20 protein-coding genes are annotated in these 17,789 nt (G+C 68.6%); 8 read left to right on the top strand and 12 right to left on the bottom strand.

Features of this window, described 5'->3' with window-relative positions:
- Positions 1-25: 25 nt before the first annotated feature.
- The 4 genes from BLS81_RS10715 (at position 26) to BLS81_RS10700 (ending at position 3,401) form a co-directional block, all read left to right on the top strand.
- On the top strand, positions 26-1,009 hold the full coding sequence (locus tag BLS81_RS10715; RefSeq protein ID WP_093223661.1) for a C13 family peptidase: 984 nt from the start codon (positions 26-28) through the stop codon (positions 1,007-1,009).
- A gap of 50 nt (positions 1,010-1,059) precedes the next feature.
- Positions 1,060-1,620 (top strand): ATP-dependent Clp protease proteolytic subunit, encoded by a 561-nt coding sequence (locus BLS81_RS10710; RefSeq protein WP_093223660.1) that lies wholly within the window; start codon positions 1,060-1,062, stop codon positions 1,618-1,620.
- A 97-nt stretch (positions 1,621-1,717) separates the two neighbouring features.
- On the top strand, positions 1,718-2,422 hold the full coding sequence (locus tag BLS81_RS10705; protein WP_093223658.1) for an SDR family NAD(P)-dependent oxidoreductase: 705 nt from the start codon (positions 1,718-1,720) through the stop codon (positions 2,420-2,422).
- On the top strand, positions 2,412-3,401 hold the full coding sequence (locus BLS81_RS10700) for a 50S ribosomal protein L11 methyltransferase (RefSeq protein WP_093223657.1): 990 nt from the start codon (positions 2,412-2,414) through the stop codon (positions 3,399-3,401). Before BLS81_RS10705 ends, BLS81_RS10700 begins: the two co-directional genes overlap by 11 nt.
- Here BLS81_RS10700 and BLS81_RS10695 read toward each other — a convergent pair.
- Positions 3,329-3,766: a ribosomal maturation YjgA family protein gene (locus tag BLS81_RS10695; protein WP_093223655.1), complete on the bottom strand. Its 438-nt coding sequence runs from the start codon at positions 3,764-3,766 to the stop codon at positions 3,329-3,331. The two genes, BLS81_RS10700 and BLS81_RS10695, sit on opposite strands and share 73 nt — an antisense overlap.
- Positions 3,767-4,009: 243 nt before the next feature.
- Complete coding sequence (gene phhA, locus BLS81_RS10690; protein ID WP_093223791.1) at positions 4,010-4,864, bottom strand: phenylalanine 4-monooxygenase; 855 nt, start codon at positions 4,862-4,864, stop codon at positions 4,010-4,012.
- A gap of 109 nt (positions 4,865-4,973) precedes the next feature.
- On the opposite strand from phhA, the gene BLS81_RS10685 reads away from it, so the two are divergent.
- Positions 4,974-5,582 carry a TIGR02117 family protein gene (locus BLS81_RS10685; protein ID WP_093223790.1) on the top strand — a complete coding sequence of 203 codons (609 nt, stop codon included), beginning with the start codon at positions 4,974-4,976 and terminating at the stop codon, positions 5,580-5,582.
- Positions 5,567-6,271: an esterase/lipase family protein gene (locus BLS81_RS10680; protein WP_093223654.1), complete on the top strand. Its 705-nt coding sequence runs from the start codon at positions 5,567-5,569 to the stop codon at positions 6,269-6,271. Before BLS81_RS10685 ends, BLS81_RS10680 begins: the two co-directional genes overlap by 16 nt.
- Before the next feature lie 9 nt (positions 6,272-6,280).
- Here BLS81_RS10680 and ptsP read toward each other — a convergent pair whose 3' ends face one another.
- The 3 genes from ptsP to BLS81_RS10665 all read right to left on the bottom strand — a co-directional run bounded on the left by ptsP (position 6,281) and on the right by BLS81_RS10665 (position 10,090).
- Positions 6,281-8,548 (bottom strand): phosphoenolpyruvate--protein phosphotransferase, encoded by a 2,268-nt coding sequence (ptsP, locus tag BLS81_RS10675; RefSeq protein ID WP_093223652.1) that lies wholly within the window; start codon positions 8,546-8,548, stop codon positions 6,281-6,283.
- A gap of 75 nt (positions 8,549-8,623) precedes the next feature.
- A complete protein-coding gene (gene ruvB / locus BLS81_RS10670; RefSeq protein ID WP_093223651.1) occupies positions 8,624-9,649 on the bottom strand; it encodes a Holliday junction branch migration DNA helicase RuvB in 1,026 nt (341 codons plus the stop codon).
- A gap of 54 nt (positions 9,650-9,703) precedes the next feature.
- The gene (locus tag BLS81_RS10665) at positions 9,704-10,090 is read right to left on the bottom strand and encodes a hypothetical protein (RefSeq protein ID WP_176787121.1); all 387 of its coding nucleotides are present in this window, start codon (positions 10,088-10,090) and stop codon (positions 9,704-9,706) included.
- A 415-nt stretch (positions 10,091-10,505) separates the two neighbouring features.
- Between BLS81_RS10665 and BLS81_RS10660 the strand changes: the two genes are divergently transcribed.
- Entirely contained in the window at positions 10,506-10,850 is a 345-nt protein-coding gene (locus BLS81_RS10660; protein WP_093223648.1) for a UrcA family protein, read from the top strand.
- 62 nt (positions 10,851-10,912) lie between these two features.
- Here the strand turns inward: BLS81_RS10660 and ruvA are convergent, their stop codons facing one another.
- From ruvA to BLS81_RS10635, 5 genes are all read right to left on the bottom strand, one after another.
- Positions 10,913-11,506, bottom strand: a complete 594-nt coding sequence (gene ruvA, locus BLS81_RS10655) for a Holliday junction branch migration protein RuvA (RefSeq protein WP_093223646.1) — start codon at positions 11,504-11,506, stop codon at positions 10,913-10,915.
- 214 nt (positions 11,507-11,720) lie between these two features.
- Positions 11,721-12,215 (bottom strand): crossover junction endodeoxyribonuclease RuvC, encoded by a 495-nt coding sequence (gene ruvC, locus BLS81_RS10650; RefSeq protein ID WP_256326179.1) that lies wholly within the window; start codon positions 12,213-12,215, stop codon positions 11,721-11,723.
- A 115-nt stretch (positions 12,216-12,330) separates the two neighbouring features.
- Positions 12,331-13,074, bottom strand: a complete 744-nt coding sequence (locus tag BLS81_RS10645; protein ID WP_093223644.1) for a YebC/PmpR family DNA-binding transcriptional regulator — start codon at positions 13,072-13,074, stop codon at positions 12,331-12,333.
- A 184-nt stretch (positions 13,075-13,258) separates the two neighbouring features.
- Positions 13,259-13,498: a DUF2312 domain-containing protein gene (locus BLS81_RS10640; RefSeq protein WP_010160912.1), complete on the bottom strand. Its 240-nt coding sequence runs from the start codon at positions 13,496-13,498 to the stop codon at positions 13,259-13,261.
- 82 nt (positions 13,499-13,580) lie between these two features.
- Positions 13,581-13,877, bottom strand: coding sequence for a DUF1244 domain-containing protein (locus tag BLS81_RS10635; protein ID WP_093223643.1), 297 nt, complete (start codon positions 13,875-13,877; stop codon positions 13,581-13,583).
- Positions 13,878-13,948: 71 nt separating this feature from the next.
- On the opposite strand from BLS81_RS10635, the gene pyk reads away from it, so the two are divergent.
- Entirely contained in the window at positions 13,949-15,406 is a 1,458-nt protein-coding gene (gene pyk, locus BLS81_RS10630) for a pyruvate kinase (RefSeq protein ID WP_093223641.1), read from the top strand.
- A gap of 22 nt (positions 15,407-15,428) precedes the next feature.
- Here the strand turns inward: pyk and BLS81_RS10625 are convergent, their stop codons facing one another.
- Together BLS81_RS10625 and BLS81_RS10620 are read right to left on the bottom strand one after the other, a co-directional pair.
- The gene (locus tag BLS81_RS10625) at positions 15,429-16,475 is read right to left on the bottom strand and encodes an FUSC family protein (RefSeq protein WP_256326178.1); all 1,047 of its coding nucleotides are present in this window, start codon (positions 16,473-16,475) and stop codon (positions 15,429-15,431) included.
- Positions 16,476-16,691: 216 nt separating this feature from the next.
- Positions 16,692-17,693 (bottom strand): adenosine kinase, encoded by a 1,002-nt coding sequence (locus BLS81_RS10620; protein ID WP_093223639.1) that lies wholly within the window; start codon positions 17,691-17,693, stop codon positions 16,692-16,694.
- Positions 17,694-17,789 lie beyond the last annotated feature (96 nt).

Below are 17,789 nucleotides of genomic sequence, written 5' to 3'. Positions count from 1 at the left end.
ACGCACACCCGATGGGATTTCCCGAATGCCCCTGCGTCCGTTCCGCGCGTTGCTGCTCTCGGCCCTGCTGCTCTCGGTCGCCGCCTCGGCGCAGCCGCCACGGCCCGCCAAGCCGCGCCCCCCGGCGGCCGCGCAGGAGGAGGACGACGCCTTCGCCGACTATGCGGCGGAGGGCTTCCAGCTCGAACATGGCCGCGAACCTGGTTGGCAGCTCGCCGAGCATCGCCGGCTCGACCGTGCGCTGACCGCGCTGCAGCCGCAGCGCACGGGCGTGGTCGACGCCTATGTGCTGGTGGCGGGGCTCGATAGCGATCCCGTCTTCGGGCGCGAGGCGCGCGAGGCCGCGCGCGTGCTCGCCCGGCGCTACGATGCCGCCGGGCGCACGATCGTCCTCGCCGGTCCCGACGGGCGCGGCGCGGACACGCTCGCGCGCGGCTCGCCCGACAATATCGCGGCGGCGCTCGCCCATATCGCCGAGACCATCGACAAGAGCGAGGACGTGCTGGTGCTCTACACCACCAGCCACGGCGCGCCCTATGGCATCGTCTATCAGGACGGCGACGCCGGGGTCGGCGCGGTCGCGCCCGCGCGGCTGGCAGCGATGCTCGCCACGCTCGGGTTGAAGCGCCGGCTGGTGATCGTCAGCGCCTGCTATTCCGGCGTATTCGTCCCCGCACTCGCCACGGCCGACGGCGTGGTGATGACCGCCGCGAGCGCGGACCGCTCCTCGTTCGGCTGCGAGGCGGACAGCGACTGGACCTTCTTCGGCGACGCGCTCATCAACCACGCGCTTCGCAAGAACCAGCCCTTCGCCGCCGCCGCGAAGGATGCGACGACGCTGATCGCGCGGTGGGAGGCGCAAGGCAAGCTGCGCGCCTCCAACCCCAGGCTCGCGATCGGCGCGCGCGCGCCGCGCTGGCTCGGCCCGCTCGAACGCCGCCTGCCCAGGCCGGCGAGCGCCCCGGTCGGTCGCCCCGCCACCAGCCTGTTCGCGCGCAAACCCGCCTGAACGCGCGCACGGGTCGGGAACTCTCGCGCGCCTCGGCGGTTTGCGCGCGCATGTCCATCACCCGCTATCCTTTGCTCGCCCGCCCGCACATCCGCCTGTCCGGCACGGTCGATCAGGTCATGTATGCGACCTTCCGCCAGATGCTGGACGCCTGTCCGAGCGAGGGGACGATCGTCATCGCGATGACCACGCTCGGCGGCGATCCCGAGGTCGCGCGCACGATGGCCGACGATATTCGGCTGCTCACCGAGCAGGACGGGCGCGAGATTCTGTTTCTCGGCAAGGTCGCGGTCTATTCGGCCGGCGCGACCTTCATGTCGGCCTTCCCGGTCGAGCGCCGCTTCCTCACCCGCCACACGCGGCTGATGATCCACGAGCGGCTGATCCAGAAGCAGCTCAACATCAACGGCCCGCTCAGGATGTGCGTCGCCTCGATCAAGGCCGCGCTCCACGAGATCGAACATTCGATCCTGATCGAAGAGGAAGGCTTCCGCGATCTCGTGCGCGGCAGCAGCGTCGATTTCGACACGCTGCGCGAAAAGGCGCCCGCCAACTGGTATATCGAGGCGGAGGAGGCGCGCGATCTCGGGCTGGTGCTCGACGTGGTTTGAGGGCTTGTTTGACGCGCTCGCGCGCGTAGCGGGGCCGGCGCGCTTCCGCGCGTTCCGACGAGGTTCCCCTGAGCCGGGCGTTGCTCTAGGAGGCCGCATGACCAACATCCTCCTCACCGGATCGTCGCGCGGGATCGGCGCCGCGATCGTCACCGTGCTCGACCTGCCCGGCGTCGCGCTGATCGGCCAGGCGACCCGCAGCGCCGACGCGAACACCATCGCCGCAGACTTCGCCGATCCCGCCGCGCCGCAGGCACTCTGGCAGGCCGCGCTCGACCGGTTCGATGGCCAGATCGACGTGCTCGTCAACAATGCCGGCGTGTTCGAGGCCAATCCGCTGGAAGGCGACGACTGGGTCTCTGGGTGGGAGCGTACGCTCCGCATCAACCTCACCGCCTCCGCCGAACTGTGCCGCCTCGCGGTGCTGCATTGGCAGGCGCGCGGCGTGGGCGGCCGGATCGTCAACGTCGCGAGCCGTGCCGCCTATCGCGGCGACAGCCCCGCGCACTGGCATTACGCGGCCTCCAAGGCGGGGATGGTCGCGATGACCAAGACGATCGCACGCGGCTATGCGCGCGAGGACATCCTCGCCTTCGCGGTCTGCCCCGGCTTCACGATGACCGGCATGGCCGAGGACTATCTCGCCAGCCGTGGCGGCGACAAACTCCTCGCCGACATCCCGCTCGGCCGCGTCGCCGACCCCGCCGAGGTCGCCACCACGGTCAAATTCCTCGCCCTCGAAGCGCCGCCGTCGATGACCGGCGCAGTGATCGACGTCAACGGGGCGAGCTATGTCCGCTGATCCCACCGAAAGCTGGAAGCTCACCCTCCCCTGCACCCGCGCGGAGGCCGAGGCGATCGACATGGGAGAAGGGCTGGAGGGGTTCGATCCCTCCCCCGTCATCATCACCAGCGAGGAGATCGAAGACGATCCGCTGAGTTGGCGGCTCGATGCCTATTTCAGCGGCAAGCCCGATGCAGCGGTCGTCGCGGCGGTGCGCGCGCTCGCGCCGAGTTCCGCCGATGTGACGGCCGAGGCCGAACGCGTCCCCGACGAGGACTGGATCACGCTCAGCCAGGCGGGGATCGAGCCGGTTCACGCCGCGCGCTTCTACGTCCACACCAGCGCCAATAAGGGCGACGTGCCACCCGGCGCGCACGCCTTCCACATCGAGGCGAGCCGCGCGTTCGGCACCGGCCACCACCAGACCACCACCGGCTGCCTACTCGCGCTCGACGCGATGAAGGTGCAAGGGAAGCGTTTTCGCAACATCCTCGATCTCGGCACCGGCACCGGGCTGCTCGCCTTCGCCGCGCTGCATCTATGGCCGCGTGCCTATGCCACCGCTTCGGACATCGATGCGGCGGCGATCGCGATCACCGAGGAAAATGCCGCGGTGAACGGCATCGCGCTCGGCGAGGGACCGGGCGCGCTCGCGCTGGCGGCGGCACCGGGGCTCGAGCATCCGCTGCTGATCGACCGTGCGCCCTACGACCTGATCGTCGCCAACATCCTCGCCGGCCCGCTGATCGGCCTTGCCCCCACGATCGCGATGGCGCTCGCCGAGGGCGGGACGCTGGTGCTTGCCGGGCTGCTCGACTGGCAGGCCAAGCCGGTGACCCAAGCCTATCGCCGCCAGGGGCTGATGCCCGTCTCGGCCAAGGCGATCGGCGACTGGCCGACGCTCACCTTGCGCAAACGCACCCGCTACGGCGCCGCGCGTGTGACCCGGCTGGGGCCGGGCGGCGCCAACGATGCGCCCGGTTTCGGAAGCTGGTGAGGGGCTGACGCGCGAGGATCGCCCGCAGACGCGATCGCCGCGCCGGCCAGATAAGCGAGAAAGTCCCACGGATCGAACCCGGTCCCCAGCACGACGCGCGCGACGGTGCTTCGGGCAAGGCCAAGCCGCCCGACCAGATCATATGCCTGCCCAAGTTCGGCCGCACAGGCGATTGCGAACGCGGCGAGCACCGCGCCGGTACGCGGCAGCCGAGTGACAGTGCGAAGGGCGAGATAGACCAGCACCACCGCGAGCGCATCGCCGACATGCGGGCGGACGAAGCGGTCATGTACGAAGAGGACGATGGCCGCCTCGATCGTGAGGAACGCGAGTGTTGCGAACGCGTAGGGGAGGCGGAGGGTCATGACGGGGGGCATGGCGCCAAGTGATGCAGCGGTGGTGCAGGCGGTGTGGCGATACGGCATTGCCAGCGGGTAGATAAGCGGAGAGGTTTGTTCGCTCGTGAGTTCACTCCCCCACCTGGGCACGGATGACGAGCTACCCGCGCCCGAATGCCACGGGTAATTGTCGCGCCAGCGGCGATCCGCGACATTCAGCGGTTGCAGGATACCTGCATCCCGAGAATCGCGACGCGGCACGCCGGTCCTTCAGGCCGGCACCTTACCCCGCGCGTAATCCTGCGTCCCCAGCGTCAGCACGGTATCGCCCGGCACGATCTCGCCCACCGCGATATCCGCTTGCCCGCGGATTGCCTCGTACAACGGCGCGAAGTCGGTCTCGACCGTCACGCGCAGCAGCTCGTCGAAGCTCGGGATAACGAAGTAAGTCTGCTGGAAGTCGTCGATCCGATAGGCGCTGCGCATCACCCGCTCGAGATCAAAGCCGATCCGGTTGGGGCTGGCATCCTCCAGCGCGAAGCGGCTCTCGGCGAAGCTCGAAACGATGCCAGCGCCGTAGATGCGCAACCCCTCGGGCTCGGCGACCAGCCCGAACTCGACCGTGTACCAGTAGAGCCGCGCGAGATATTTGAGCGCGTCCATCCCATTGGCGCGCAAGCCCCCCTGTCCGTACGCCACCAAATACTCGGCGAACCGCGGATCGGCGAGCATCGGCACATGCCCGAACACGTCGTGGAAGACGTCGGGTTCCTGGAGGTAATCGAGCTGATCGCGGCGGCGGATGAAATTGCCCGCGACGAAGCGGCGGTTGGCCATATGCTCGAAGAACACGTCGTCGGGCACCAGCCCCGGCACCGCGACGACCTGCCAGCCGGTCAGCTTCATCAGCCGGTCGGACAGTTCCTTGAAATCGGGGATGCCGGGCTTGGAGAGGCGCAGCACGTCGAGTCCGCGCAGATACGCCTCGGACGCGCGGCCGGGCAGCAGCTTGGCCTGCCGCGCGAACAGCGTGTCCCACACCGCATGGTCTTCGGGCGTGTAATGCGCCCAGTTCTGCGGAACGGTCCAGTCGGCGGCGGCGCCCTCGGGGGGCTGGAGGTGCATTTCGTCGGTCACGACGATAGCGTATCACGCGCTTAGGTGGCGGGGAACATGCGTGCGGCGATTCTGGTTGCATTTGCTACGAAGTGGCATCGCGGCGTTGGTGCTGCTCATGCTCGGCTATGCCGCCGCCGGGCTGATCGGCGGCGCGATCCCCACCAACGCGGGCTGGCGCGAGCCTGCGGCGGGGGTACGAATCCAGGTGTCGAGCAACGGCGTCCACACCGGTTTCATCGTGCCCGTCGTGGCTGCGGGCGTGGACTGGCGGGGCATGCTCCGCCCCGAGGATCTCGCCGATCCGCGCTACGCGGAGTATCCGGCAATCGCAATCGGCTGGGGCGAGCGCGCCTTCTACCTCGAAACCCCGAGCTGGGCCGATGTGAAGCCGCTCACCGTCCTCGCTGCGGCCATCGGTTCGGAGCGCACGGTGGCGCACGTCGATCACCTTCCCTGGCCTGTGCCCGACGCCGACAGCCGCGTCGTCACGCTGCGCCCGGAAGAGTATCGCCGCCTCGCCGCCTTCATCCGCGCAAGCTTCGCCCCGCGCGGCTGGCACCGTACCGGCTACGGCAGGAACGACGCCTTCTACGCCGCGCGCGGCCGCTACAACGCACTGCGGACATGCAACACATGGACGGGCGACGCGTTGAGATATGCGGGCGTCCGCATCGGTGCGTGGACGCCGTTTCCGGTGACGGTGATGCAATGGTTCAAGACGTAGCGGCGCTTCCCCCTTCGAAATTGCTCTGGGCCGCCGAACTGCCGCGCGGAGTGTGGGGCCTCGCCGAACTGCTCGGTGCGCGCGCTCGGCTCAAGAGCGCGCCGAAAGGTGATGGCCGCCCGGTTATGATCTTGCCCGGCCTCGTCAACACCGACCGGTCGAACCTTTTGCTGCAGCGCTTCCTGCGCCGGCTCGGCTACCGCGTCGAAGGCTGGGGGCTCGGCCGCAATCTCGGCACCCGCGCGATCGGCCGCGAAGGCGAGGTGCTGATGCAGCGCATCGTCGCGCTTCACCGTCAAACGGGTGAACCCGTCACGCTGATCGGCATCAGCTTGGGCGGTATCATGGCCCGGATCGCGGCCCACCGCGCGCCGGGTTCGGTGCGCGAGGTCATCACGATCAGTTCGCCCTATGCCGGCTCGGCACGCGCGACCAACGTGTGGCGCTCATTCGAATTCTTCACCGGTGACCGCATCGATGACGATCACGTCCGCGCGCAGGCGACCCTCGCCGCGACGCCGCTGCCAGTCCCCGAGACCGCGATCTGGAGCCGCAGCGACGGCCTCGTCGCCGGCGAGATCTGCCACGCGGGGGAAACCCGCGCGATCGAGGTGCGCAGCAGCCACATCGGCGTGCAATGGCGTGCCGAGGTGATGCTCGCCGTGGCGGGCGTTCTCGCCGGGCGCTGATCGCCGAGGTTACGCCAGTTCGACGCCCTGCCCGGACGCCCACTCCGAGAGCGCGGCGCGCATGTCACGCGGCGGCGCGGCGAGGAGGCTCTCCATCTTCGCGATCAGCGCGGCGTGGTCGAGCGAACGCACCATCGCCTTGACCGGCCCTACCGCCGCCGGCGTGATCGAGAGGCGATCGATACCGAGGCCGATCAGCGCCATCGCCTCAAGCGTGCGCCCCCCCATCTCGCCGCAGACGCCGAGTTGCACCCCCGCCGCGCGGCACGGTTCGACGAGCCGCCGCAAGAAGCGAAGGATCGCCGCGCTGAGCCAATCGTAGCGCTCGGCGAGCTTGGGATTGGCGCGATCGGCGGCGAAGAGGAATTGGGTCAGATCGTTGGTGCCAACCGAGAGAAAATCGAGCCTGGGCAGCAGCAGGTCGAGTTGCTCGGCGAGCGCGGGGACTTCGAGCATCGCGCCATAGCGGATCGCCTGCGGCATCATCTTGCCGCGCCGCACCAGCCAAGCGCGCTGCGCCTCGAACAAGGCGCGCGCCTCATCGAACTCCCACGGCTCGGACACCATCGGGAACATCACGTTGAGCGTGCGGCCACCCGCCGCCTCGAGCAGCGCGCGCGCCTGCGCCTTCATCAGCCCCGGCCGTTCGAGCGCCAGCCGCAACGCGCGCCAGCCCATCGCCGGGTTTTCCTCGTCCTCGTCCTTGCTGAGATACGGCAGCGCCTTGTCGCCGCCGATATCGACGGTGCGGAAGATCACCGCGCGCTCGCCAGCACTCTCCAGCACATCGCGGTAGAGGCGTTGCTGGCGTTCGCGCGCGGGCAATGTCGAGGAGACGAGGAACTGGAACTCGGTGCGGAACAGCCCGATGCCGTCGGCGCCGGTCAGATCGAGCGCCGCGACGTCGTCGCGCAGACCCGCGTTGACCATGACCGTGACGCGGTGGCCGTCCTTGGTGATCGGCAGTTCGTTGCGCAGCGAGGCGAACGCGGCGCGGCGCTTCTGCCGCAATTCCTGCTTGGCCTCGAAGGCCTCTTCCATCGAGCTTGAGGGCCGGGCGAACACATGCCCCGCCGTCACGTCGAGGAGCAGGGCGTCGCCTTCGCTGATCAGGCGCCGCACGCCCTTGACCCGGCCGAGCACCGGCACACCCATCGCGCGGGCGACGATGGTGACGTGCGCGGTGAGCGAGCCTTCCTCCAGCACGACGCCCTTCAGCCGGCGGCGGTCATATTCGAGCAGTTCGGCGGGGCCGAGATTGCGCGCGATCAGGATCGTGTCCTGGCGCAAGCCCATTTGCGCGGCGGTGCCGAGTTGGCCCGAGACGATGCGGAGCAAACGGTTCGAAAGATCCTCAAGGTCATGCATCCGGTCCGCGAGCAGCGGATCGTCGATCTGGCGCATGCGCATGCGGGTGCGCTGTTGGACGCGCTCGATCGCGGCCTCGGCGGTCAGGCCGCTGTCGATGGCTTCGTTGATGCGGCGTGCCCAGCCTTCGTCGTAGGCGAACATCTTGTAGGTTTCGAGCACTTCCTCATGTTCGCCGCCGATGCCGAACTCCGCCTCGCGCGCGATCCGCTCGATCTGCTCGCGCATCTTGTCGAAGGCGGCATAGACGCGGTGGCGCTCGGCCTCGACGTCCTCGGCGACGGTGTGTTCGACGACGATGCGCGGCTGATGATAGACCGCGAAGCCGCTCGCCATGCCATCGACCAGCTTGAGGCCCGAGATACGGATCGGCGCGGTCGGCTGGATTCGCGCCGCGCCGGCGCCAGCGCCATCGACCAGATCGGCATTGGCGATCAGTTCGGACAGTACCATCGCCACCGTCTGCAACGCTTCGATCTCGACATCGTCGTAGCGGTGCGGATCGGCATGCTGGACGCACAGCACGCCGACCGCGCGCTCGCGCCGGATGATCGGCACGCCCGCGAAGCTGTGATATTTGTCCTCGCCCGTCTCCGGCCGATAGGCGAAGTCGGGGTGCGACGCCGCCTCGTCGAGATTGAGCGTCTCGACATTGTTCGCGATCGTGCCGACCAGCCCCTCGCCCGGTGCGAGCTTGGTGACGTGCACCGCCTCCTGCGCGAGCCCGCGCGTGGCGAACAATTCGAGCAGGCCGTCGCGCAGCAGATAGATCGAACAGACCTCGCTCGCCATCGCCTCGCCGACGATCTGGACGACCGAATTGAGCTTCGCCTGTGCGGGCGTGCGCGACGCCATCACATCATGGAGGCGGACCAGGATTTCGCGCGCGGAGGCAACGGCGGTGAGCATGTACGATCCGCTATCAGAATGCCGCAAGGCGATCCATCGTGCGGCGCACAACAAATGATTGCGGATGTGGGGGAATCATCCGTCGAACAGATCGTCCTGGTTGCCGGCCGGCGGGTTGAGACCGAGATGCTTCCACCCGCCGGCGTTGAGGCACCGCCCGCGCGCGGTGCGCGCGACAAGTCCAAGCTGGATCAAATAAGGTTCGATCACCTCCTCGATCGTGTCACGCGGCTCGCTCAGGCCCGCCGCCAGCGTCTCGACCCCGACCGGGCCGCCACGATAGATATCGGCGATCATCATCAGATAGCGCCGGTCCATCGCGTCGAGTCCGAGCGCATCGACTTCGAGCCGGTTGAGCGCGCTATCGGCGGCGCGCGCATCGACGCTGTCGCGCCCGGCGGCATGCGCGAAATCGCGCACGCGGCGCAGCAACCGCCCGGCGATGCGCGGGGTGCCGCGCGAGCGCCGCGCGACCTCGCGCGCGCCGTCGGGCGTGATGGCGAGGCCGAGCAACGCGGCGGCACGCGTGACGACGCGTTCCAGTTCATCGACGGTATAGAAGCTCAGCCGCACCGGGATGCCGAAGCGATCGCGCAGCGGCGTGGTGAGCAGCCCCTGCCGCGTCGTCGCGCCGACCAGGGTGAAGCGCGGAAGGTCGATCCGCACCGACCGCGCGGATGGCCCTTCCCCGATCATCAGATCGAGCGCGCGATCCTCCATCGCCGGATACAGCACCTCCTCGACGGCGGGCTGGAGGCGGTGAATCTCGTCGATGAACAACACGTCGCCATCTTCGAGATTGGTGAGCAAAGCGGCGAGATCCCCCGACTTGGCGATCACCGGGCCGGAGGTGGCGCGGAACCCCACCCCCATCTCGCGCGCGATGATCTGCGCGAGCGTCGTCTTGCCGAGCCCCGGCGGCCCGAAGAACAGCACATGATCGAGCGCGTCGCCGCGCGCGCGCGCCGCCGCGATGAAGACGCGCAGATTTTCGCGCGCCGCCTTCTGCCCGACGAAATCGTCGAGCGACTTGGGGCGCAGCGCGGCATCGACATCCTCGGGGCGGCGCGTGGGCGCGAGCAGGCGGTCGGGATCATCCATCCCGCGTTCCCTACCTGTTCACCACCGACCCTGTCGAGCGGTCAATATCCGGCGTCAGCCCTGCGTGCCCGCTCGCGCCGCTTGCGCGCGGGTGAGTACGTAGCGTGCCAGCGGATCGACATAGGGCAAGGACAGCGGGCGCGTCGCACCGATCAGGCGACCGCAGACGGAACCGATCACGGTTCGCGCGTGCAGATCAAGCCGCCCCGTCGCGACGGCTTCGACGAAAGTGGGCTCTTTGTCGAGATCGGCGATCAGCCGGTCGAAGAACGTGGCGGGATCGACCGCGCGCGGCCGTCCGGCATCGCCGTATGTCGAGATCAGCAGGCGCGCCCATTGCTCGGGATCGTCGGGCGTGGCCGTGTTCAATTCGGTCTCGCGCTTCATCTGCTCGCGATAGGCATCGCGGGTGATGCGGTCAGGATGCTCGTCGCTCGCCAACAAGGGGCGCCAGCCCTTATCGACGCTGCGAATGAGCGGCGTGCCGCACCGGACACAGACCGAGCGGAGATCAACGCCGTCATTCCACACGCGGCGTCGCGAGCGCCGGTGACCGATCACAGCGCAAAGCGGCTTCATTAGAATCGACACGGCTTTGTTATACAATCTTTTTATTACAAATGTTGCGACCCCGGAATGGTTACATCCAAATCGGTTCAGATTTATGACACCATCACCCGTGCCGAATGGCCTTGTCGCTCTCGCGACACAGGCGTAATGCGACCGCCCGGTCTCATGGAGCAGCCGCGGACCCTCGCGTCGCGGGCCGGCGGCTGACCATGAGGAGGACGCTGCCGCGCAGCGCCCCCGTCCGCACGGCACCGGCATAGCATGCGGCGCGCAGGAGTATGATGCAATGTCCGGAACTTTCAGAACTGCGGCGATCGGCCGGGGTGCGGTTTCCGCGTGCGCGCTGTTCGGCGCGGCGGCGGTCGCGACCCCGGCGCTCGCCGATCCGATCGACGTCATCACCAGCATCCGCGTGGCGAATCTGACGCCGCCGGCGACGCCGGCCGAACATGCCGCGCTGCGGCAGCGCATCGCGCGCGCGGCCGAGAGCGCCTGCGGCTCGGATGAGCGCAGCCTTGCCGAATATCGGTACGCGGTTCGCCAGTCGCCCTGCTTCCGCGAGAGCTACAGCACCGCGATGGAAGAACTGAACACGCGCTGGGGCACCGCCACCGCCGGCGGCGGACGCTGATCCGCGAGACCGCCCGCCGTGCGCGGCGGGCGGTCGACGCTATGAGCCCATCGCCTCGGCTTCTATTTCGCGGCCTTGCGCAGCGCGAGCCGGACGAGTGCCTCCAGCGTCGCGCCCGCGCCAAGCTCCTCCTCCGCAGCGGCGACCGCGCTTGCGGCCTCGGCCGGGCGGAAGCCGAGGTTGAGCAGCGCCGATACCGCGTCCGCCCCCGCGCCGACCGGCGCCGCAACCGCCGCCGCGCCGCCGAGCACGACTCCGCCGATCCGATCCTTCAATTCGCGCACGATCCGTTCGGCGAGCTTGGGGCCGACGCCATTGGCGCGCGCCACCATCGCCTTGTCCTGCGCGGCGATCGCGCGGGCGAGTTCGGATGGATCGAGCGCCGACAGGATCGCCAACGCGACGCGGGCGCCGACGCCTTGCACCCCGGTGAGCAAGCGAAACGCGTCGCGTTCGGCTGCGGTCGCGAAGCCGACGAGTCGCAGGAAATCCTCGCCGACCAGCATCTCGGTGTGGAGCATCACCACTTCACCGACCGGCCCAATCGCGGAGAGCGTGCGCGTCGAGGCGCCGACCAGATAGCCGACCCCGCCGACATCGACGATGGCATGGTCGAGCCCGGTCGAATCGAGCCGGCCTTTCAGGTGCGCGATCATGTCAGAGGTGCCCGCTGCATTGGGGTACATATGCGGAACGGCGCGACCGAGGAAAGCGAAAAGATCGGTTCGCGCGGGGGGCGCCTACAGACGCTTACGCTTTATCCGTATCCTGTTCCCCCGCGAAAGCGGGGTCCAGAGCCACGCACAGAATCGCTCGTGGCTCTGGCCCCCCGCTTTCGCGGGGGAACGGATTATCTTTCCTCTGCGCGCCTCAACGCCCCGCCAAAGACCGCGCGCTGGCGAGGTGATGCGCGTGGCAGATCGCCACCGCGAGCGCGTCGGCGGCATCGGCGCCGTCTATCTTCACGCCGGGCAGCAGCCGCGCGACCATCGCGTGAACCTGCGTCTTTTCGGCCGCGCCGGTGCCGACCACCGCCTTCTTGACCAGCCGTGCGGCATATTCGCCGACGTCGATGCCGCCGCGCGCGACCGCGCAGATCACCACGCCGCGCGCCTGGCCGAGCTTGAGCGTCGATTGCGGATTGGCGTTGACGAACACTTCCTCGACGGCAGCCGCGTCGGGCGCGTGATCGAACATGAGGGCCGACAGCATCGTGTCAAGATGGGTGAGCCGGCGCGCGAGCGGCGCCGCGCTGTCGGTCTTGAGGCGTCCGTTAGCGAGGTGCGACAGGCGGTTGCCCTCGGCACGGATCAGCCCCCATCCAGTGGTGGCGAGCCCCGGATCGAGGCCGAGGATGATCGTCAAATCTCCCCTCCCGCTTGCGGGAGGGGTCGGGGGAGGGCCCGTCGGTATCGCATCGGCCGCATGAAAGAGGGCAGGCCCTCCCCTAGCCCCTCCCGCAAACGGGAGGGGAATGCGTTCACGCGAGCTTCTCCATCACCGCGTCGGAGACTTCGTAATTGCCCCAAACGGTCTGGACGTCGTCGTCGTCGTCGAGCGTGTCGATCAGCTTGAACAGCAGGGCCGCGTCTTCCTCGCCGACCTCGACCGTCGTCTGCGGCTTCCAGGCGAGCTTGGCGCCCTCGGGTTCGCCGAGCACGGGCGTGATCGCCTTGACGACCTCGTGCAGATCGCCCTGCGCGGTCCAGATCTCGTGGCCGTCCTCGGACGAGGTGACGTCCTCGGCTCCCGCCTCGAGTGCGGCTTCGAACACCTTCTCCGCATCGCCGACCTCGGCCGGGTAGCTGATCAGCCCGACCCGGTCGAACGCGTGGCTGACCGAGCCCGACGCGCCAAGGTTGCCGCCGTTACGCGACACCGCGACGCGCACATTAGTGGCGGTGCGGTTGCGGTTGTCGCTGAGCGCCTCGATGATGAGGCTGACGCCGCCGGGGCCGAAGCCCTCATAGCGGATTTCCTCGTAATTCTCGGCATCGCCCCGGCTCGCCTTGTCGATCGCGCGCTGGATATTGTCCTTGGGCATCGACTGCGCCTTGGCCGCGTTGACGGCGGCGCGCAGGCGCGGGTTCATGTCCGGATCAGGCAGGCCCATCTTCGCCGCGACGGTGATTTCGCGGCTGAGCTTCGAGAACATGCCCGAGCGCTTCTTATCCTGCGCACCCTTGCGGTGCATGATGTTCTTGAATTTGGAATGGCCTGCCATTGGAAACGTCCCGAATGATTCTCACGCGCCTGATGATCTTGGCCCGTTCGTCCTGAGTAGCGACTGAGCGAAGTCGAAGGCGCCTATCGAAGGATGTACCACGCATTCCGTCCTTCGATACGGGTCTTCGACAGGCTCAGCCCCTACTCAGGACGAACGGAAAAAGCGAGTAGCCGCGCCGGGCTTACGCCAGCCCCAGCGCCTGCTTGTACGTCTCGAGCAGCATCTCCGCCTCGTCGCGGTGATGCTTCTCCATCTTGCGCAGGCGGACGATGGTGCGAATCGTCTTCACGTCGAAGCCGGTCGATTTGGCCTCACCGTACACGTCCTTGATGTCGTCGGCGATGCCCTTCTTCTCTTCCTCAAGGCGCTCGATACGCTCGATGAGAAGGCGAAGCTGGTCGGCGGCGATGGTCTCGCTCATGAATGGTTCCCCGAAGGTGTGAATGGCTGAAAGCGAGCGCCTTTAGGCGAGCCGCGCGCGCGCGTCACCCCCCGGACTCGCGTCAGGCGTTCTTCGCCACGCTCTCCTGCATGCGCGCGATCTGTTCGGGGGTGGCGGCGGTCTGGTGTTCGGCCTTCCACTGCGCATAGGGCATGCCATAGACCAGCGCGCGGCCGGCCTCCTTGTCGAGTTCGCCGCCGCTCGCCTCGGAAACCCAGTCGCCCAGGCAGTTGCGGCAGAAGCCCGCCAGCCCCATCAGATCGACGTTCTGCGCGTCGCTGCGGTGGCGCAGATGGTGGACCAACCGGCGGAACGCGGCGGCCGCAACCGTGTCGTCAAGGTCTTCGATCGTCGTCATTGCTGTCTTTCCGTGGTTGATCGGCGGTAGATAGCGGCTAGAGGGACACGCGCAAACCGATGGGAACAGCCATGACGAAGACCATCCGCCCGCGTTCGCGCAAAGTCCGCATCCTCGCCACGCTCGGCCCGGCCAGCAGTAGCCCGGAGCAGATCGCCGCTCTGTACGAGGCGGGCGCCGACGCCTTCCGCATCAACATGAGCCACGGCGACCAGCAATCCAAGGTCGGTGTGATCGCGGCGATTCGCGAGCTGGAGACGATCTACCGCCGCCCGACCACGATCCTCGCCGATCTGCAGGGGCCGAAGCTGCGGGTCGGCAAGTTCGCCGACGGCCGCGTCGAACTGGTCAAGGGCGCGACCTTCGTTCTCGATCGTTCGGCCGAGCCGGGCGACGCCACCCGCGCCGAACTGCCGCACCGCGAGATCTTCGCCGCGATCGAACCGGGCGCGCGGCTGCTGCTCGACGACGGCAAGCTGGTGCTGCGCGTGACCGAGCATGATGCCGACCGCATCGTCACCGAGGTGATCGTCGGCGGCTGGCTGTCGAACAACAAGGGCCTCAACGTCCCCGACGTGGTCGTGCCGATGGCGGCGCTGACCGAGAAGGACCGCAGCGACCTCGCGTTCGCGTGCGACCAGGGCGTCGACTGGATCGCGCTGTCGTTCGTGCAGCGCCCCGAGGATCTCGCCGAGGCGCGCAAGCTGATCGAGGGGCGCGCCGCGCTGCTCGCCAAGATCGAGAAGCCGAGCGCGATCGAGCGGCTCGAGGAGATCGTCGAGATGTGCGACGGCGTGATGGTCGCGCGCGGCGATCTCGGCGTCGAGCTGCCGCCCGAGACGGTGCCGCCGCTCCAGAAGCGCATCATCGAAGTGTCGCGCCGGCTCGGCCGCCCGGTGGTGGTGGCGACGCAGATGCTCGAATCGATGATTACGTCGCCTTCGCCGACGCGCGCCGAGGTATCCGACGTGGCGACCGCGATCTACGACGGCGCCGACGCGATCATGCTGTCGGCGGAGAGCGCGTCGGGCGCGTGGCCGATCGAATCGGTCGCGATGATGGACGCGATCGGCACCTCGGTCGAACGCGATCCCACACACGGCGACCGCATCCACTTCACCGTCACCCGGCCCGACCCGACCACCGCCGACGCGCTCGCGGAAGCGGCGAAGAACATCGCCGAGACGGTGTCGGCGGTGGCGATCATCTGCTTCACCGCCTCGGGATCGACCGCGCGCCGGATCGCGCGCGAACGGCCGGGCGTGCCGCTGATGGTGCTGACCCCCAAGCCCGAGACGGCGCGGCGATCGGGGCTGCTGTGGGGCGCCTATCCGATCCTCACCAAGGACGTGACCTCGTTCGAGGAGATGGTCTCCAAGTCGAAGCGGATGGCGCTTCGCCATGGTCTCGCCAAGGCGGGCGACCGGGTCATCATCATGGCGGGCGTGCCGTTCGCCACGCCGGGATCGACCAACGTGCTGCACGTCGTGCGGATCGTCGGGAACGAACTGAACGGCTATTCGAGCTGATCCTCCCCGCTTGCGGGGAGGATCAAACGCCGCCGGGTTCGCTGCGTTCGGAGGGGATCTTCGCGCTGCGCGGCGCGAACAGGTGCCAGAGCAGCAGCACCGGCTCGACCATCGCCATGCCGACCAGCGTCCCCGCGAGCCGCTCCAGCCCCGGCGTGATGACCGCACCGGCGTAGCTGTCGGGGACGAGCGTCACCAGCACCGTCAGCGTGAACTGGGTGCCGGCGTAGCGGTAGGCATGATCGCCGTTCTCGATGTGGCGCCCGGCCGCCACGCCGAGCGCGGTACCCAGGATCAGCAGCGGCGCCGAACCCGCGCCCAGGAACAGGAACCCCGCGGAGAAAGCCGCTCCCGCCAGCCCCCCGATCAGCCGGTAGAACAGCCGCCAGCTCACCGGCGCGAACCCACTCGTGCCGATCCCCGCCACCGGCACCAGCATCACCGCCATCACCGTGATCGCGCCCGCCGACAGCGCGGGCACGTCGAACGAGGCCGACACTATCACCAGCAGCGCGAGCGCGAGGCCGCCTTGCGCCGCGTGGCGCAGCGCCGGCCAGCTCCACCCGGCGATACCGGTCGAAGCGTTGCGCTCGGCCGGCCACAGCCGCCGCAGCGTCACCGCCGAAAGCAGGCTGACCGCCACGCAGGCCACGGTGCCCGCGACCGTTTCAAGGATGCGCGTCTGAACGAAGCGCACCAGCGGGATCGCGGGATCATGAAGCGCGTCGTACAGCACCATCGCGAACGTGAGGCCGACGAAAAGCCAGGCATAGGCGCGTTTCGCGGTGATCGCTTTGTACAGCGTCACCGTGCCGAGCGCGAAGATGCCGAGCGCGGCGAGCCACCAGTGCGGCGCGAGCAGCGGGATCGCCGTCAAGGCGAGCAGCCCGCCCGCGAGCGTGCCGACGACGCGCAACAGACCACGCTGGACCGTCTCGAGCACATGGCCGCGCATCACCATATAGCCGGCGAACGCCGCCCAGGAGACGTTGGTCGCGCCGATCGCGTGCGCCGCGAGGATCGCCAGCAGCACCGAGGCGACGCATTCCGCCTCATCGATCGTGCGCACACCAATCCGGCGGCGCAGGGAAGCGAGAAAAGCGGCCATCTCCCCTACGCTACGCGGTGCGAGGCGGCGCTACCAGCGCGCGGGCTGTTCGCGCCACTCCCGTCATGCCAGCGCAAGCTGGCATCTCCCCGTTGCTCGCGCGGGACGAGAGCCGCAGGAGACCCCAGCGTGCGCTGGGGTGACGCAAGGGGGCGGGGGTGGTGTAGGCGTAGCGGCTTATCCCGCTAGCTTTTCCGCCATCAGCGCCTTGAGATCGACCTGCGCGCGCGCGCCGTAGTGCGAGATGATCTCCGCCGCGCAGATCGCGCCGAGGCGAAGCGATTCGGCGACGCTCAGATCCTGCGCCTGGCCGTGGAGGAAGCCCGCCGCGAACAGGTCGCCCGCGCCGGTGGTGTCGACGACGCGCGCGACCGGCTCGGCGGCGACGCCGACGGTCTGGCCGCCCGAAACCGCGATCGCGCCGTGCGCGCCGCGCGTGACCACCAGCATCGGCACCTGCGCCGCCGCCGCCGCGACCGCCGCGTCGAAATCGTCGGTCTGCATCAACGCGAGCAGTTCGGCCTCGTTGGCGAACATGATGTCGAGCAGATCCTTCGCCATCAGATCGCGGAAATCGGCGCCGTGGCGGCCGATGCAGAACGTGTCGGACAAGGTGAAGGCGACCTTGCGGCCCGCCTTGCGCGCGATCTCGATCGCGGCGCGCATCGCGGCGCGCGGCTCCTCGGGATCCCACAGATAGCCTTCCAGATACAGGATCGCGCCAGCGGCGATCATCTCGCGGTCGAGCGCGGTCTCGGGCAGGAATTGCGACGCGCCGAGGAAGGTGTTCATCGTGCGCTGGCCATCGGGCGTGACGAAGATCAGGCAGCGTGCGGTGGTCGGCTCGCCGGCGCGGGTCGCGGTGGTGAAATCGATCCCGACCGAGCGGATGTCGTGCGCGAAGATCTGGCCAAGCTCGTCGTCGGCGACCTGGCCGATGAAGCCGCACTTGCCGCCGAGCGCGGCGATGCCGGCAACGGTGTTCGCCGCCGATCCGCCGCTCGCCTCGATCCCCGGCCCCATCTTGGCGTAGAGCGCGTCGGCCTCCTCGGGCGAGAACACCAGCGCCATCGACCCCTTGTTCATGCCCGCCTCGACGATGAAGCTGTCAGTGGCCTGGGAAAGCACATCGACGATGGCGTTGCCGATCGCGACGACGTCGTAAGTTGGGGCGCTCAAGGGATTCTCCGGGGAATTGGCTAAACCTGCCGCCTAGGGCCCCGCGTTCGCCCGCGCAACCGCGTTGACGCGGGCGCGATCCGCCCGCACGACGGG

This window comes from Sphingomonas sp. NFR15 (genome assembly GCF_900103265.1).
Lineage (GTDB): Bacteria > Pseudomonadota > Alphaproteobacteria > Sphingomonadales > Sphingomonadaceae > Sphingomonas > Sphingomonas pollutisoli.
Note: the sequence above shows the minus strand (reverse complement) of the source record. Positions and strands in the feature narration are given on the sequence as shown.

Coding starts and splice junctions, on each gene's coding strand:
- BLS81_RS10715 (WP_093223661.1), top strand. CDS start 26: ATGCCCCTGCGTCCGTTCCGCGCGTTGCTGCTCTCGGCCCTGCTGCTC.
- BLS81_RS10710 (WP_093223660.1), top strand. CDS start 1,060: ATGTCCATCACCCGCTATCCTTTGCTCGCCCGCCCGCACATCCGCCTG.
- BLS81_RS10705 (WP_093223658.1), top strand. CDS start 1,718: ATGACCAACATCCTCCTCACCGGATCGTCGCGCGGGATCGGCGCCGCG.
- BLS81_RS10700 (WP_093223657.1), top strand. CDS start 2,412: ATGTCCGCTGATCCCACCGAAAGCTGGAAGCTCACCCTCCCCTGCACC.
- BLS81_RS10695 (WP_093223655.1), bottom strand. CDS start 3,766: ATGACCCTCCGCCTCCCCTACGCGTTCGCAACACTCGCGTTCCTCACG.
- phhA (WP_093223791.1), bottom strand. CDS start 4,864: ATGCACCTCCAGCCCCCCGAGGGCGCCGCCGCCGACTGGACCGTTCCG.
- BLS81_RS10685 (WP_093223790.1), top strand. CDS start 4,974: ATGCTCGGCTATGCCGCCGCCGGGCTGATCGGCGGCGCGATCCCCACC.
- BLS81_RS10680 (WP_093223654.1), top strand. CDS start 5,567: ATGGTTCAAGACGTAGCGGCGCTTCCCCCTTCGAAATTGCTCTGGGCC.
- ptsP (WP_093223652.1), bottom strand. CDS start 8,548: ATGCTCACCGCCGTTGCCTCCGCGCGCGAAATCCTGGTCCGCCTCCAT.
- ruvB (WP_093223651.1), bottom strand. CDS start 9,649: ATGGATGATCCCGACCGCCTGCTCGCGCCCACGCGCCGCCCCGAGGAT.
- BLS81_RS10660 (WP_093223648.1), top strand. CDS start 10,506: ATGTCCGGAACTTTCAGAACTGCGGCGATCGGCCGGGGTGCGGTTTCC.
- ruvA (WP_093223646.1), bottom strand. CDS start 11,506: ATGATCGCGCACCTGAAAGGCCGGCTCGATTCGACCGGGCTCGACCAT.
- BLS81_RS10645 (WP_093223644.1), bottom strand. CDS start 13,074: ATGGCAGGCCATTCCAAATTCAAGAACATCATGCACCGCAAGGGTGCG.
- BLS81_RS10640 (WP_010160912.1), bottom strand. CDS start 13,498: ATGAGCGAGACCATCGCCGCCGACCAGCTTCGCCTTCTCATCGAGCGT.
- BLS81_RS10635 (WP_093223643.1), bottom strand. CDS start 13,877: ATGACGACGATCGAAGACCTTGACGACACGGTTGCGGCCGCCGCGTTC.
- pyk (WP_093223641.1), top strand. CDS start 13,949: ATGACGAAGACCATCCGCCCGCGTTCGCGCAAAGTCCGCATCCTCGCC.